Genomic DNA, 14841 nt, shown 5'->3' on the forward strand with positions numbered 1-14841 from the left:
GATAGCCAGCTGCGGAAAGTACGCGGTAAACAACCAGGATTGAAGCCGGTCACATTGCGTAAGGTCCTCTCGGAACTTTAGCCCTTTGAGGAGTCCCGCCAGCTACACACTACCTGTTAAGTGAGTAACCTTACACTTCTATCGGCTGTAGAAAAACCGCAGAATGACGCGGTTTTTGGACCTTTCAACGGCTGCCCGTCGTCTGTCCGCCGGCGATCAGGACGCTTGTTTCAGCGTCCCGCTGACCGTTTTGCCGCCGTCGGAAATCAACTGGTAGCCCTCGGACGTCACGAAGAAAGCGACGCCACCGGAGACGTTTCCGCAGGCAACACCGCCGTTGTACGCCGAACACCGCAGGCCGTTGCGCTCGATGTTCTGCCCATCCGCCAACTCCCGCAGCTTGGAGATCGGACCGTTTCGGCTGCCTTTGGGCCCGAACTCCGACTCCATTTGTGTTACGCCGGAACGACACGAGCCATAGACAGCCGCGTCAGGGGACAGCAGCACTGTCCCGCCGAGGTAGCCGAGGCCGGTTCCGGCGCAGTCGTCGGCAATGTCAGCCAGCTCCGGTTTGGCATACTTGGCCAGTTCGCAGTGCGCCACCGGGATGACCGCAAACTTGTTGTTGGCGGCGTCCGAGTATGAATTGGCCTCGTAGGGCAGGTTGAGGTGGCCACCCCGTGAGGATGTCATGGCGCACACAATGTTCCGGTCCGCCGTGACGAAAGCGGTGACATCTTCGCCGGCAGACAGGCTGCTCTGCTCCGTGACGGGAACCTGTTCCAGTTGCTCCAGCGGCGCCAAAGGAGCCGGAGGAACATAGTCCGGATCCTCGGTGGCGAAGGAGCAGCCCGTGGCCAACACCAAGAGCACGGCAGCAAGAATCCCCAGAACAGTCCGTCGCATGCCACCAATTATGCCGGTAACCTCACGCCCCCGATTCTCCGCCACGGACGGCGCAGGAGGCCCGTAGCCAATGCCCCACCCACAGCCAGCAAGCCCGCAGCGGCCCAAAGGGCCGAGGCCAGGCTTCCGGACGGCAGCCCGGTAGCGGCGAGTTCAGTGCCCGACGTCGACGCCAGCGCACCGGCTGGACTCACCGCCGCTGGGGGTGTCGGGGCGTCCCCACCCGCGGGCGGCTCCACCACTGCCGGCGGCTGTTCGACGACGGGAGGCCGGGTTGCCAGCACCGTCACGGTTGTCCAGAAAATGCGCTGCTTCAGCTGATCAGAGTCGCGGACCCACACAGCAATGCTGAAACTGCCAACACGGGTTGCGGCGATGGGGCAGCAAACAGACGTCGGCCCCAGTGCAACGCCCGGTCAGTCTAGGCCGGGAAGGGGGTCAGGACAACAGGTACGGAGGCCAGCTGCCGGCGAAGATCAAGCATCAAGCTTGGTCAGCGGCGCGTAACGCAACAGCAGGCGCTTCTCCCCGACGTCGAACTTCACCTTGGCCACTGTCTTGTCCCCCGCGCCTTCAACGCCCAGGACCACGCCGTTACCGAAGCTCGTGTGGTTGACCTTGTCCCCCACCACCACGGAAATGACTTCCTTCTGGGGCTGCACCCTGTTGCGTGCGACGGCGGCAGGAACGTCGGCGTCGAACCCCGCAGTGGGGCTGGCGGCAGCACCGCGCGAGGTGCCCGCTCCCCAGAACGAACCGCCATAGCGGTTGGAACCGATGGGGGCGCTGCCCCAACCGCCTGCTTGGCGGCTCATGCCTTCGCGCTTCCACTCCACCAGTTCGGAAGGGATTTCTTCGAGGAACTGGCTGGCGGGGTTGTACTGGCTCTGGCCCCACATGCTGCGGACTTCGGATCGCGTGACGTAGAGCCGCTTGCGGGCGCGGGTGAGGCCCACGTAGGCGAGCCTGCGTTCTTCCGCGAGTTCCTTGGGATCGGTGGCCGAGCGCTGGTGCGGGAAGATCCCGTGCTCCATGCCGGTCAGGAAGACCACCGGGAACTCAAGGCCCTTGGCGGTGTGCAGGGTCATGAGCGTGACCACACCCATGCGCTTGGCCTCTGCAACCGCGGCGTCGATGTCAGCGCCGGGTGCATCCGGAATCTGGTCGGCGTCCGCCACCAGGGAAACCTGCTCCAGGAACTCCCCCAGGGAACCTTCCGGGTTGTCGCGTTCGTACTCGCGGACTACGGCCACCAGTTCGGCGAGGTTTTCCACTCGGGACTCGTCCTGCGGATCCGTGCTGGCGCGCAGCCCGGCAAGGTAGCCGGTTTGCTCCAGGACGGCCTCCAGGGCCGCAGCGGCACCGGAACCGGACGCTACCTCGGAGAGGTCATCCATCAGCTTCACGAAGCCCAGGACCAGGTTGACGGAGCGGCTGGCCATTCCGGGCGCTTGATCCGCACGGCGGGCGGCGGCCATGAAGGAGGACCGCTCACGTTCAGCCAGGGCAGCAACGGCGCCTTCGGCCCGATCACCGATGCCGCGCTTTGGTTCGTTGAGGATACGGCGCAGGTTGACGTCGTCGTCAGGGTTCACCAGGACGCGCAGGTAGGCGAGGGCGTCCTTGATCTCCTTGCGCTCATAGAAGCGGGTTCCACCAACAACTTTGTAGGGCAAGCCGACCCGGACCAGCACGTCTTCGATGGAGCGCGACTGGGCATTGGTGCGGTAGAAGATGGCGACGTCGCCCGGACGCAGGCTTTCCTCGTCCTGCAGCCGGTCTATTTCCTTGGCGATGAACTGCGCTTCGTCGTGCTCGTTCTCACCGACGTAGCCAACGATCTTTTCGCCATCACCTTCAGCGGTCCACAGGCGCTTTTCCTGGCGGTTCGGGTTGCGTGAGATCACCGAGTTGGCGGCGCTGAGAATGTTCTGCGTGGAGCGGTAGTTCTGTTCGAGCTTGATGGTGCGGGCATTGGGGTAGTCAGCCTCGAATTCGACGATGTTGCGGATGTCCGCACCCCGGAAGGCATAAATGGACTGGTCCGAGTCGCCCACCACGGTGAGTTCGCTGGGTTGGACGCTGGTATCGGTCCCCAGGCCCACGATTTCCCTGACCAAGGCGTACTGGGCGTGGTTGGTGTCCTGGTATTCGTCCACCAGGACATGGCGGAAACGGCGTCGATAGGACTCGGCGAGCGCCGGGAAAGCCCGGAACATGTAGACGGTCTCGGCAATGAGGTCATCGAAATCCATGGCATTGGCTTGGCGAAGGCGCTGCGTGTAGCCCTTGAAGACCTCGGCCACGGCGGTTTCGAAGGGGTCGTTGTAATTCGCGGAGGACGCATAGGAGTCGGCGTCGACGAGTTCGTTCTTGAGGGCAGAGATCTTGTGCTGGATGGCCTTGGGTGCGAACTTCTTTGGATCAAGGTCCAGGTTCTTGGCCACAAGGGTGATCAGGCGCAGTGAGTCCGCGGAGTCGTAGATGGAGAAATTCGAGTTCAGCCCGACAGTGGTGGCTTCCCTGCGCAGGATGCGGACACAGGAGGAGTGGAACGTGGAGATCCACATGCTCTTGGCGCGGCCGCCCACCAGGGCTTCGATGCGTTCCCGCATTTCCGCTGCCGCCTTGTTGGTGAAGGTGATGGCCAGGATTTCCCCGTGGTGGGCACGCTTGGTGGCGATGAGGTAGGCGATCCTGTTACTGAGGACGCGGGTCTTGCCTGACCCGGCACCTGCCACGATCAACAAAGGGCTGCCGGCGTGTTTGACTGCCTCTTCCTGCTGCGGGTTCAGACCTTGGAGGAGTGCCTCAGCAGTTGGCAGACCGGAGCCGCTTTGGTTGCCCCATCCACCTGAAGCTGGTCCTTGAGGAGCGTCCGATGACCCGCTGTTTCCCGGCTGGAGGCGGGCGCCGGCCGCACCGCCGCCTGAGTGGGAAAGCTCCGGGGCAGCCTTGACTGCGGCTTTGGTGCCTGCTTTGAAGGGTCCGTCTGCGTAGGGGTCAAACAACATATCCATGGTGCCTACCAGTCTAGGCGGTGGCTCCGACACTATAAGGCGGGCACTCCACGGCGGCCGGATCGAAGGCCATGGAGGTCACTGTTTTGGGTCCTCCAGCAGCCAGCCGTCCGAGACCAACCGCTCCCTGAGTGCCAGCCGGGTCAACGGTTCGGAACCGTCCTGGAATTTTCGCCGCACCGCCGCCAGGTGCTTCTTCACCCCATCGATGGAAATTCCGAGGACATGCGCGGTCTCTGCAAGGGTGCCGGCAACGCCGCCCAGATACACGGAAACCACTTGATGCTCCCGCGCCGATAGTTGAGGCCCGGCCTGCTCGGCTTGCAGGGCAGCTGCGACTTCCTCCGTAATATATGAGATTCCCTGTGCCGCCTGGCGGAGCGCGGTTTCCACCACGCCGGCGGGCGCCGTCTTGGGGATATAGGCCAGTGCGCCTGCAGCGATGGCCTGGCGCATCACGGCGGGGTCCACCACTGAACTGCAGACCACCACTTGTGGTCCGGTGGAGACGATTGCCTGGATTTTGGCGCGAAGCGGCACTTGGTCGCCGAGCAGTACGTCCAGGACCACGACGTCGGACAACCCCCGCAGGTTCGCGGCCGCTTCGGCCCACGAGCCGTACCGGCCCACCACCCGGATCCCGGGGGCATTGGCCTGGAGCCATTGAGCCAACCCTTCGAGAAGGACGGCGTGGTCTTCCACGATGTCGACTTCAATGGCGGGTCGGGACACCGGGTATCGCAACAACGCGCCCCTCCCCCCCATATGATTTGGAAATGTCGTCACCATTTTAGGTGACACGGGTTTCGGGGGAGACATTCATGGGGGCATGGATTAACCGGCCGGCAACAGAGCGGCCGGTGCAGTATGGTTCGGACGTGCTGGTCCGCAGCGGTGCCGTGGTCAGCTTCGTCTTTATCGCGGCTTCGTGGCTGTACTTGGCGCCAATCATGGGCGGGCCGGGATGGCACCGTGTGGTTGCCGCCGTGCTGATGGTCCTGGTTTTTGCTTGCCTTACCGCGATGTGGTGGACCGACGCCTGGCCGCTCAGGCTGGTGATCGTCCTGGCAATGATCACCCTTTCCGAACTCCTCGCCGGTGTCACCTACCGCCAGGATTCAGACTCATTACTCCTGGCGCACAGCCTGGTCCTCGCGGCAAGTTCACCCCTGGTCCTGTCCCTGCGTGATTCATGGAAATCCGCGGTCTTTACGGGAATTCTGGCAGTTCTGGTCTTGGGACACACCCTCATGTCGTCCATGGTTCATAACCTGGGGCCTACCACCATGCTGATGGTCACGGGGGCCTGGTACGTCATGTTCGTGGTGGGCCATTCAGCACCCAAAGCCCTTGCGGCCTATTGGCGCGATCAAGCCGTCAGGGCGGAATCGGCCGCTGCCCAGGCTGTAGCCTGCGCCAAAATCGACGCCACCGCAGCCGAGGCCAGGGTCCTGCATGACACCGTCCTGCGCTCACTGACGCTCTTGGCCAGGGGCGGTGCAGGAGCGGCCCCGGACGAGTTGCGGGAAATGCTCACCACTGGAACACCCGACGCCGGTGGGCTGGATCCGCGGACCTCGGCCGCCGAAGCCCACCTACGGGATGCGATGAGGCACCTGGACGGTCCTGTCGGCGCCCAAGGTGCGGTGGCCGGCGTCGAACCCTGCAACGAACTTGCCCTGCTGCTGACGGACCGCGCCCGCCACCACAGCCGTGATGGATTCGCCGTGGACGTCTTCGGCGAAGGGGGAACATTGCCGGTGCCGCTTCAGTTGGCGATTGCCGATGCCGCCGAGGAATGCATGGTCAATGCCGCCCGCCATGCCGGAACCGACCGTGTTGACGTGCTGGTATCGCGCTCCGGTTCACTGGTGTCGGTGTTGATCAGCGACTCCGGGGTAGGGTTCGACCCCGATGCCATCCCCGCGGAACGCTTCGGGGTGAAGAATTCCGTGGTGAACCGCATGGGCGGGGTCGGTGGCCGGGCCCAGGTCATGTCAGCCCCCGGCCGTGGGACCACCATTGTCCTCGAAGCGGACGCGCCATGAGCCTGGCGCACCTGAACACAGCTTCCAAGGACGGCCCGCTGTTCGTTTCCCGGACCGTCGTAGTGATCACCAGCGTGACCATTTGGATCATTTCCTGCATCCTGAACGCCGCCTCCCTCGATGGAAGCAGCCTTGACCGTTTGAAGCTTGGCGCATTGGCGTTCGACCTTTTGGGGCTTGCCGTGGCCAGCATGGCTTCGGCCCCGAAGACACCTCGCCGCCATTTGCCCTACGTGCGCCTCATCTGGCTGGCGTCGTCCATTGCTTCCGGAACCATGACCGCCCAATTCGTCACGCTCACATCGGGTTACCTGTCCCTGGCGTTGAACGTTCTCCTTGGGACTGCGTTGGTCTTCCTTGTCGCCATGCGCTGGGACCTGCTGGGCTTCCTGGTCCTTGTAGCCGCCAACTCGGTCCTGAGCGGCGCCTATTACGCCACCACCCCGCGGTTCGGCTCCGGGGAAGGGCTGCTCATCTTCTTCATCACCCTCCTCCCCGGCCTCCTGGGCGGGCTGTCTGTCTTTATCCTCCACAGCCACCTGCACGGCGCCATGGAGCGGAGGACCCTGGAGGCCCTGAACACACTGACCGAACAATCCGTGTCGCGCGATTCCGGGAGGGTCGAGGGCCTGGCCGAAACGCACCAACAGATCCAGTCGTTGTTCGCCAAGGTTGCCGAGGGGCGTGAACTCCCCCTCGACCCCCACTTCTCGGAACAGGCCCAGGAGTTGGCAAAGCAGCTACGCAACCAGTTGGTGCTTTCGCAATCCACCACGTGGCTCACTGAGTCCTTGGCGTTGGCCGACCTGGAATCCACCGTCATGGTCGTGGCGCAATCGGACCTGGTGGACCGGATGCCGCAGGCTTCGCGGTCAGCTGTGTTGGCGGCAACCATGCTCCTGGCCACAGCGGCAGGAGAGCCCGACAACCGGTTGATTGACCGGCCCCGAAGGATCCACATCTTTGTGGAACCGGATATGGACTCCACGTTGCTCATTACATGGCGGGTGACCCAGCTGAACCCCAACCGATGCACTCCGGCATTGTGGAGCGAGCTCGAGTTGTTGGGTTCCCCCCGCGTCCACACAGATCCAGGAGGTGCCAGCATCATGGTCCGTACCAAGGCGCAGAAACCATGGTGACCCGTATGGTGGTTGTCGATCATCACCAGCTGATGATCGACACCTTGGATGCATGGTTGCGTTGCAACGCTCCGGACTTGGTGGTTGCCTCCGGGCTGAACGCCATTCCACCCCGCCTGGACAAGCCCGATTTTGGTGGGGACTCCATTTCAGTTGCCGTCCTGGGGACCTTGGACCACCAAGCAGAACTGATTCCTGCGGTCCACTGGCTTATCGACTCCGGCCTCCGGGTGGTGGTCCTGGCCACCGCCATGGACGGGTGGGAGGCAGGGGCAGCCCGCGCAGCCGGCGCCCTCGGGTACGTGCCGAAGTCCGCGGGTCCCACACACACCGAGACGGCCATCCGGGCTGCGGCTGACGGGCAGCCGTATGTGCACCCCGACGCGGCCGCCATCATGGTCGATACCGCACCGGTTCGGGTCAAGTTATCCCTGCGCGAACAGCGGCTGGCGGAGCTCTACCTCGGAAGCGAAGCTTTGTCCGTGCGCGGCGTTGCGGACGCCATGGGCATCAGTGAACAAACCGTCAAGGCCCACCTGCACAGGATCAGGCAGCGCTATGCCGCTGCCGGAATCAAGCTCGGCAACGTGATCAGCCTGCGCAAGCAGCTAAACGCTGACGGCTGGGTCACGTAGCTTCTCAGGGCCTACCTCCGGCGTCGCTTGGTCAGGCACCGCGGGTTCCGGTTGCTGAAGCACAGGCTTTTGCGGTTGGGACGCCAGGATGCTGATCAACGCCACCAGCAATGGCACGCACAGCGCAGCATGGAACCCGGAAAGGATCAGTTGGCGATACATCTCGGGCTGTCCCGATCCCAGCATGACCACCCAGAACTGCAACCATCCGCCCACCACGACAATTACCGCAAGGCGACCCACTGCTGCCTTCTTACGGAAGGCAACGGCAAAGCCCAGCAATAGAGTCAGCAACTGCATGGCCACCAAGGCCACAGGCACGGCTTTCATGGCGGTGAAAAGGCCCAGGATCACTGGGAAGCGGCGGTCCTTGTCGAAAGGTTCATGCCCCTGCCCCTCCATGTAGGAACCAATGTAGCCAAGTTCGGGTGCCAGCATGGCCGTGATCCCCCGTTCGCCAATACCGATCAGCCGTTCAGGGTGCGTCAGGTAGAACCCAACGAGCTTCGCCGGCCCGGCCTGCTCCTGGAACTCGTGGAACCTGGGGTTCAACGCAGCTGAACGCGGCGACGCAACTGTGGTTCCGCTGGCCGCGAGGAAACCCGGGTCCAGGCCCAGCCACTTGAGGTCATCTTCAGGAACCGGACTGTGCGGCAGGATTTCGGCGAAGACAGCGTTGTAGAGGTTCACGTCACTGGTGCGCTTGGGCTGAACGGCAAGGAATGCCACCGCGAAAGCTACGATTGCCAGAATCGCCGCGAACGGAACCATGCGCTGCCGCCACCAGTTTGCCGTCGGTGCCCTGCGGCCGGAACGTTGCGAACGAACATACGGCAGCCACAACAACGCCAACGCGAGCACAGGCAGCCACGAAACCATCTCCGGCTTGGCCGCGACCGTGAAAGTACCGGCCGCGGCAACCCACAGGATGGCCAACCAGCGGTTTCCACGGCCGTTCCAGTAGTTCAGCAACGCCACCAGCAATGCCAGCGTCCCCAGGAAAGCTGCAGCTTCGGGGTAGGGGGAAATGAAGAAATCAGCAAAGACACCGTCAGCCATCACTGCAGCGACCAGTGCGGCAACCAGGAGCCGGAAACTGGTGCGTCCCGGCAGCACAGCAACCAGCGCGGCAATCAGCGAGCCGAAGACGAGGCAGCAGACAATCCCCACGGCCCGCATATCCAGGCCGGGACCCCAACCAAACAACGGGGTGAACACCTTGCCCAACCACAGGAAGGCCAGTTGGGACGAGTACACGGCTTCACCCGAGCCAACAGCCCCGCACGCCTCCCCGACGAAGTGGTGCGGGGACCAGCTTGGGTAAATGAACCTCGTGAAGTCGGCGTAGTCCCAGGGCCGGACATTGCTGACGCCAAGGGAGCAGACCAGCGCGTGGCCGTCTCCCTGGTCCGCCATGCCTACAGGCCCTGGAACGAAGAGCCTCACCATCATGGCGACGGCGGACACCACGCCGGCAAGGACAGCCGGGACGGGGACTCCTCCAAGCGCCAGCTCTCCGGGTCCGAAGAACCTGGCGAGAAATCCCGCTGCCCTGCGAACCGGGCCGGACGTGGGGCCCTTGCCGGACCGCACCGGCATCGGAGCGAACTCTCCCGCTTCGGGTGTGGATGGTTTCGGTTCTCCAGGCTTGGTCTCAACCATTGGCCGCTCCCCCATTCAGTGTGCCGGCCAGGGGCGCAAGCGTTCCTGTCCAGGGCTCCGGGCTGGCTTGCAGCGGTGCCACGCCGCAACGGACAGCCCTTGCACCGCCGTCGATCCTGACAATTGGCCGGACTTCCACGTCCGCCGGCAGGACGTCCACTTTCAGGAAGTCAAGAACGAACGGCAGGCAGCGTTCCTGCTGCGCGGCGAGGCCGACCAACGAGGCGTCCTGGCCGAACCAAGCACTGACGTCCTCGGTGGTGTGGGGCTCGGAACAGGTGGTATCCGAGCCTTCGGAGCTGAGCACGCCGTCCTTGATTTCCTGGGCATAGCAAAGGCGGATCTGCGCCGAATCCGGCCCCGCGAGCGCGTCTTTGAGGTCCATGGTGGTTTCCCGCGGAGCCTGGTCGGGCGATGTCAGCAGGACGTCGCAGCGTACAGTCCGGCTCCCGGCAGCCCACTCGGACCGGCTCGGATAGAAACCGGTGACGGCCATGCCCGCCGTAGCGTCGCGGTCGTTGCCGGCAAGGTACTTGCGCAGCTCGGCTGCCGGGCAAAGACGAGTGGTGAGGTTCTGCAATTGCTCGTGGAGCGGGCGCTCGGCCCGGCCGGCCAACGGTTCGGGGACACTGGAAACCAGGAATGTCTGAGTGGTGTGCGGCTCGGAACACGCAACGGCGGGACGCGAGTCACTGCTTGCACCGTATTCCTCCGGGGTGGTGATCACGTGGCACTGGCCCGCTGTGCTTTCCGAAGAAGCGCCGGTTACCTGGCCGTCAGTGGCCGATTCGGCATCTCCGGGCGCGCAGCCAGCCAACGCCATGGCGGCGGTGAGCCCAACAGCCGCGAAGACCAGTGGCAGCCTACGACGCACGCCGGCCCCTGCGAGCCGGAGCGGCACGGTCTTTACGGACGACGGCGGCCCGCACCAGGACGATGATGGCGGCCACGAAGCCGAGAATCACCACGAAGGAGCCGAAGAAGTGGTGCATGAGGTCGAAGCCTTGCTGGCCCCAGCTCTGCTGTGCCGCCGCGATCATGAAGTATCGGATGGCGTTGCTGACAGAGACGATGACCAGGGCCGTGATGGCAGCGGGCATGAGCCGCCCAACCGGGATGCGGCCCATGAGGAACAGGATTCCGGCGAGTGCGGCGATGGGTGTCAGGAGGACTGCGCTGGAGCAAAGGCCAGTGACCATGAGTGCGTAGGGCTGGCCGCCACCGACGTTGTGGAAGATGATGTCGTCCACACTGTAGGACGCCCCGCCGAGGATTCCGTCGAAGACGGTAGCCATGAGCCAGGCTTCCGCTGCCCGGATGCTTTCCTGTTGGAGCATCGCCACTACGGCCGCAGCGATGAAGACCAGCCCGATCACGCCCCCGCCGCGGCCTTTCCGAACGGGTATGGCGCGCGGTCCACGGGGGACGGAGACGTTGCTGATGTCGGCGCTCATTGCCACTAGGCTTCCTTCGCTAGGAGTTTGACGTCGGACTCGTGGTTACGGCGGGTTTTTGCCCAGCCCTGCCGGCCCGTGATGAGGCGGTACGTTGCCCGCAGCACCGTCACGTAGTTTTGGTACATGTAAAGCCAATAGCCAAGGCCCCACACCACGCCCATCATGAAGTTCTTTTCCGGCGTCACCTGCCGCCGGTACACCAGTCCCCACAGGGCGAAGGGCAGCACGCCGGTGGCGAAGATCAACGGAATGATGAACCAGGCCGCGGAAATCCAGGCTGCGAAGCTGCCCATGGTCAGTGCGCCCTGGGCCACCATGGTGACGAACAGCGTCGGCCACAGGACCAGGCCAACAATCTGGATGAACGGCTGGATCAGGAAGTAGCTGGATTCGATCGCGCCAACATTGCTGAAGTACGGCGACTCGAAGATCCGCTTCAAATAGGTGCTGCATTGCATGCCGCCATGGCACCAGCGTGTTCTTTGGGTCAGGAGGCGGCGGAGGTCCGGAAGTGCCTCTTGCGCCACGTGGGTGTCGTGCATATACACGGTCTTGTAGCCGCCCAGCATGATGTGGATGGCGAGTTCATAGTCTTCAAGGAGCGCGCCGTGCCACGGTTGTCCCGACGTCCTGGCGATGGCGTCCAGGGCGGACAGCCGGGTGAACTGGCCGTTTCCGCCCAGCCCCACGGTCAGGGTGTGGCGCCGGAGGGACTGCATTGCTGCGATGGTCGTGCGGAATTCCATGTCCTGCATCAGGACCAGGTAGCGGCCGAAGGCCTTCTTGATGCGGTCGAGCCCCTGGCCACCCTTGAGTTCGGGGTCCTCCAGGTTGGACATAAACACGGCGGTTTGCGCGGCGCCGACCTCTGCGTCGCCGAACGCGAGGGGACCGGCCGCCTGCCGGAAGGCGTTGTCCGCAAGGTGACCATCGGCGTCGACCACCAGGACAATCACCGAGGAACGGTCGACGTCGGCAGGCAGCCATCCGTCCAGGGTCCGGTAGGCGGCGTTGAGGGCGTCCCCCTTGCCGGTGCGGGCAAGTGGCCGCCGGCGTCGGACCAGGTGGATCATGCTGTCGCGGTCCGAAGCCGCTTCAACAATGGCCGCCGTGGCATCGTCGCTGTCGTCATCGACTACCCAGACATGGGCTTCGGGAAACTTCGCACGGAGCAGCTCCAGCGTTTTCCCAATGACCACCTCCTCGTCACGGCATGGAATGAACACATGCCAGGAGAAAGAGCCGGGATCGCCCTCGGGATCGGGTTTGCGCCGCAGGAACGGCACCAGGATCACGAGGATATACGACAGAAAAACCACCAGGAGCACAAAAGCCAGCGCCTGCGCGGATTCGAGTACCGACATTTACTTCCCATGCTTGGGGCGTGGCCGGGGAGGCCTGTTCGAAAAGATTAAGGGTGGCGGGACGGCCCTTGCAGGAGCCGTCCCGCCGGTGGTGCTACGGGTTAGGGCCCGCATCCCGCTTCGCAGCCTTGAGCCTGCTGTTACGCAGGACCACGAAGCCGGTGATCAGCAAGGCAACACCCACCAGGATGACCCACCCAAGGGTGGGGGCTCCGGTGACAGCGAGGGCGGTACCGCCGGCTGCTGTGCCGCCTGCAGTCCAGTTATGGCCGTACATAAGGAGTTCTCCTTTCGCTGATGCTTGATGCGCTCAAGGCGATCAGGCAGCAGCTACCGCAGACCGGCGGCGCGAGCGAACGAACAGCCAGGTGAGCAGTGCCAGGAGGGCCACGCCACCGCTGATGGCCATGGTGTCGGCGTTGACCAGCGGGATCGCCGCTGCGTCAAGGTTGGGACCAACAGTTGCGTTGGCGAGGTTGACGGTGGCAATGGCGCCCCCGGCAATGCCGACCTGCAGGGCGCGCTGGGTGAAGGCGCCCGACGGTGCGGTTTCCTGGACGTTGACCTTGGCCGAAACCAAAGCAGTCAGGGCTGAACCAAGCGGGGTGACGATGGTGGTTGCCACGCCTGCGACAACACCGTTAAGTGCCGCGGTAAGGACTGCCAGGGCAGGTCCGGCGGTGAGCTGGGCGATCGGGCCAAGGCCATTCACGGCAGCAGTGGCAGTTGCCAGGGTGCTGCTGACCAGGGTGGTCAGCTTGGTGGCGACGGCCTGGGGCAGGAAGGAAACCAAATCCGTTCCAGGCGCCAGGGAATTCAGGTCCGCAACGCCTGCCGCGGCCAGGAGGTCAGCTTCGGTGATGGCGATGGTGCCGCCGGCCACCGGGTTGGCAACCGTCACGCCGAGCGGGGTCAGGACGAGGTTGGCTGTGTTGATCGCGGTGCTGACGGTGCCTGCAACGCCTCCCACCACTGTGCCGCCGACCTCAGCCGAAACACCGGCAAGGGCGTAGGCGCCCTGGGGTGCTGCGCCCTGGTCCTTCTTGGCTGCTGCCGCGAGGGTGGTGATGTCGAGCTGGAGGTTGACCAGGTCGGTGCCACCAAGGATGTCTGCGGTGCCGGCCGAGATACGGGCTGCCGGAATGGCCGGGTCGCCCGAGGTCGGAAGGCCGCCGGGCAGGGTTACCAGACCCGGAGCGCCGGAGACAGTGCCCGAGAATGCTTCGGAGGAACCGTCGTTGACGGCCTTGCCGTACTGGCTGACCGCACCAACCTGGATGATGCCGTTGTCCTGCAGGAGCGGGATGTTGCCCGCACCGACGTTGACTACGCCGAAGACCGCGCTGAGATCCAGCGGGGTGGTGTTTTCGATGATGGCCGGGCCGGACGGCGGCGTGCCGATCTGCTCGGCCTTGGCTGCGCCGTTGGCTGCGAGGCCGGCGAAGTTCGGGATGGCCAGGACTGAGCCATCAATGATCTGACCACTGCCGACCGAAATGACGTCAGTGGGTGCTGCGTTGGCTGCCGGTGCGGCCACGAGGCCGATGGCCAGAACCGAGACGGCGGTAACGCCGACGGCGGTGGGCCACAGCTTGCTCTTGCTGTTCAAGTACTTCCCCCTTGCGAACGCTGCAGGACAAGGCTTGCCTGCAGCTGAGACCGTGGGGGCAAACGCCCCCCGGTGCAAAATAACAAGGGCAAACAGTGGAGCTTCGCAGGGGTACCCGAAGGGGTTAACCCGGTTTCAGCACCTAGGCAAATTGGGGAACAGAGGTGAGCGCCGCGCTCAACTCGCGCACCGCCGTCGGGCCTCCAGCGACGAACCAGTTAAGTCCGTTGACCTTCACGACGGCGGTGTCCCCGCCTGCGGCACGGACAATCGCCTTACCGGGGAGCCAGTCCCATTCGGGGCAGCTGTGCTGGAACCAGCAGCCGAGTTCGCCGTCGGCAACCCGGCCAAGGTCGCAGGAGCCGGACCCGAACATACGAAGGGACGCGGCAGTGATCGCGGCAGCGTGCCACGGCATGGCTGTGCGGGGGTCCGCCAGCCACGTGGGGTGGATGTAGGTAGCTGCGCTGATTTCACTGACGGAGCGGTCGCCGGAGCCGGAGATCGGTTCTCCGTTCAGCGTCGCGGGGTGTTCCCCGCCGCCAAGCCAAAGCTTGTCCAATTCGGGCTGGTAGATGGCGCCAAGCAGCACGTCCGGATCAACAACCGCGGTGCCCCCGTGGTCTGAATCGTCCCGTTTGAGGGCAATGGCCGAGCACCAGTACGTGGAGCCGTGCAGGAAGTTGTAGGTGCCGTCCACGGGGTCGATCACCCAGGTCCGGCCGCTTGTTCCGGCCACCGACGCACCTTCTTCCCCGAGGATGCCATCCTCGGGGCGGCAGCGCCGCAACTGTTCCAGGACGTATGCCTCTGCAGCGTGATCGGCCGCCGTGACGACGTCGGACACCGAGGTCTTGCGTTCGCCCTGCAAGCCGCCCATCCGCATGAGCAGCGCCAGTTGGCCTGCCTCGCGGACAAGCGCGCTTGCCAGTTGGTAGTCGTCGAGTGAAGGATCGAGTTCAGTTGCGGTGTGCCTGCCGGTGGTCATGGTTCCAGCT

Annotated in this window: 14 protein-coding genes; 3 read left to right on the forward strand and 11 right to left on the reverse strand. The window is 64.2% G+C overall.

Translation table 11 applies throughout. From position 1 onward, the window contains the following. Positions 1–216: 216 nt before the first annotated feature. The 4 genes from ACSSVG_RS04865 to ACSSVG_RS04880 form a co-directional block, all read right to left on the reverse strand. Entirely contained in the window at positions 217–906 is a 690-nt protein-coding gene (locus tag ACSSVG_RS04865; protein WP_253466713.1) for a hypothetical protein, read from the reverse strand. A gap of 8 nt (positions 907–914) precedes the next feature. After that, positions 915–1196, reverse strand: coding sequence for a hypothetical protein (locus ACSSVG_RS04870; protein WP_492417631.1), 282 nt, complete (start codon positions 1194–1196; stop codon positions 915–917). 186 nt (positions 1197–1382) lie between these two features. Continuing rightward, positions 1383–3926, reverse strand: coding sequence for a DNA helicase PcrA (gene pcrA / locus ACSSVG_RS04875; RefSeq protein WP_253466707.1), 2544 nt, complete (start codon positions 3924–3926; stop codon positions 1383–1385). A gap of 78 nt (positions 3927–4004) precedes the next feature. Continuing rightward, the gene (locus ACSSVG_RS04880; protein WP_492417634.1) at positions 4005–4673 is read right to left on the reverse strand and encodes a response regulator transcription factor; all 669 of its coding nucleotides are present in this window, start codon (positions 4671–4673) and stop codon (positions 4005–4007) included. 74 nt (positions 4674–4747) lie between these two features. Between ACSSVG_RS04880 and ACSSVG_RS04885 the strand changes: the two genes are divergently transcribed. The 3 genes from ACSSVG_RS04885 to ACSSVG_RS04895 are packed head-to-tail and all read left to right on the forward strand — an operon-like array spanning position 4748 to position 7751. Then, a complete protein-coding gene (locus ACSSVG_RS04885) occupies positions 4748–5974 on the forward strand; it encodes a sensor histidine kinase (protein ID WP_231339575.1) in 1227 nt (408 codons plus the stop codon). After that, positions 5971–7116: a hypothetical protein gene (locus ACSSVG_RS04890; RefSeq protein ID WP_231339576.1), complete on the forward strand. Its 1146-nt coding sequence runs from the start codon at positions 5971–5973 to the stop codon at positions 7114–7116. The genes ACSSVG_RS04885 and ACSSVG_RS04890 overlap by 4 nt, the downstream gene beginning before the upstream one ends. Beyond that, entirely contained in the window at positions 7110–7751 is a 642-nt protein-coding gene (locus tag ACSSVG_RS04895; RefSeq protein ID WP_231339577.1) for a helix-turn-helix domain-containing protein, read from the forward strand. The genes ACSSVG_RS04890 and ACSSVG_RS04895 overlap by 7 nt, the downstream gene beginning before the upstream one ends. Here ACSSVG_RS04895 and wsfD read toward each other — a convergent pair. From wsfD to ACSSVG_RS04930, 7 genes are all read right to left on the reverse strand, one after another. Beyond that, positions 7725–9413 (reverse strand): glycan biosynthesis hexose transferase WsfD, encoded by a 1689-nt coding sequence (wsfD, locus tag ACSSVG_RS04900; protein ID WP_492417636.1) that lies wholly within the window; start codon positions 9411–9413, stop codon positions 7725–7727. The two genes, ACSSVG_RS04895 and wsfD, sit on opposite strands and share 27 nt — an antisense overlap. After that, positions 9406–10287 carry a septum formation family protein gene (locus tag ACSSVG_RS04905; RefSeq protein WP_492417637.1) on the reverse strand — a complete coding sequence of 294 codons (882 nt, stop codon included), beginning with the start codon at positions 10285–10287 and terminating at the stop codon, positions 9406–9408. Before ACSSVG_RS04905 ends, wsfD begins: the two co-directional genes overlap by 8 nt. After that, positions 10277–10867, reverse strand: coding sequence for an exosortase S (gene xrtS, locus ACSSVG_RS04910; protein ID WP_492417638.1), 591 nt, complete (start codon positions 10865–10867; stop codon positions 10277–10279). Before xrtS ends, ACSSVG_RS04905 begins: the two co-directional genes overlap by 11 nt. A gap of 5 nt (positions 10868–10872) precedes the next feature. Beyond that, complete coding sequence (locus tag ACSSVG_RS04915) at positions 10873–12234, reverse strand: XrtP-associated glycosyltransferase (protein WP_231339581.1); 1362 nt, start codon at positions 12232–12234, stop codon at positions 10873–10875. Between the two features lie 94 nt (positions 12235–12328). After that, on the reverse strand, positions 12329–12511 hold the full coding sequence (locus tag ACSSVG_RS04920; RefSeq protein ID WP_231339582.1) for a hypothetical protein: 183 nt from the start codon (positions 12509–12511) through the stop codon (positions 12329–12331). A gap of 42 nt (positions 12512–12553) precedes the next feature. Next, positions 12554–13843 (reverse strand): PVV-CTERM domain-containing choice-of-anchor G protein, encoded by a 1290-nt coding sequence (locus tag ACSSVG_RS04925; RefSeq protein WP_231339583.1) that lies wholly within the window; start codon positions 13841–13843, stop codon positions 12554–12556. A 142-nt stretch (positions 13844–13985) separates the two neighbouring features. Then, positions 13986–14831 (reverse strand): inositol monophosphatase family protein, encoded by an 846-nt coding sequence (locus tag ACSSVG_RS04930; protein ID WP_231339584.1) that lies wholly within the window; start codon positions 14829–14831, stop codon positions 13986–13988. Positions 14832–14841: the final 10 nt, after the last annotated feature.

The sequence above is a fragment of the Paenarthrobacter sp. E2MeOHC11 genome (assembly GCF_058744955.1).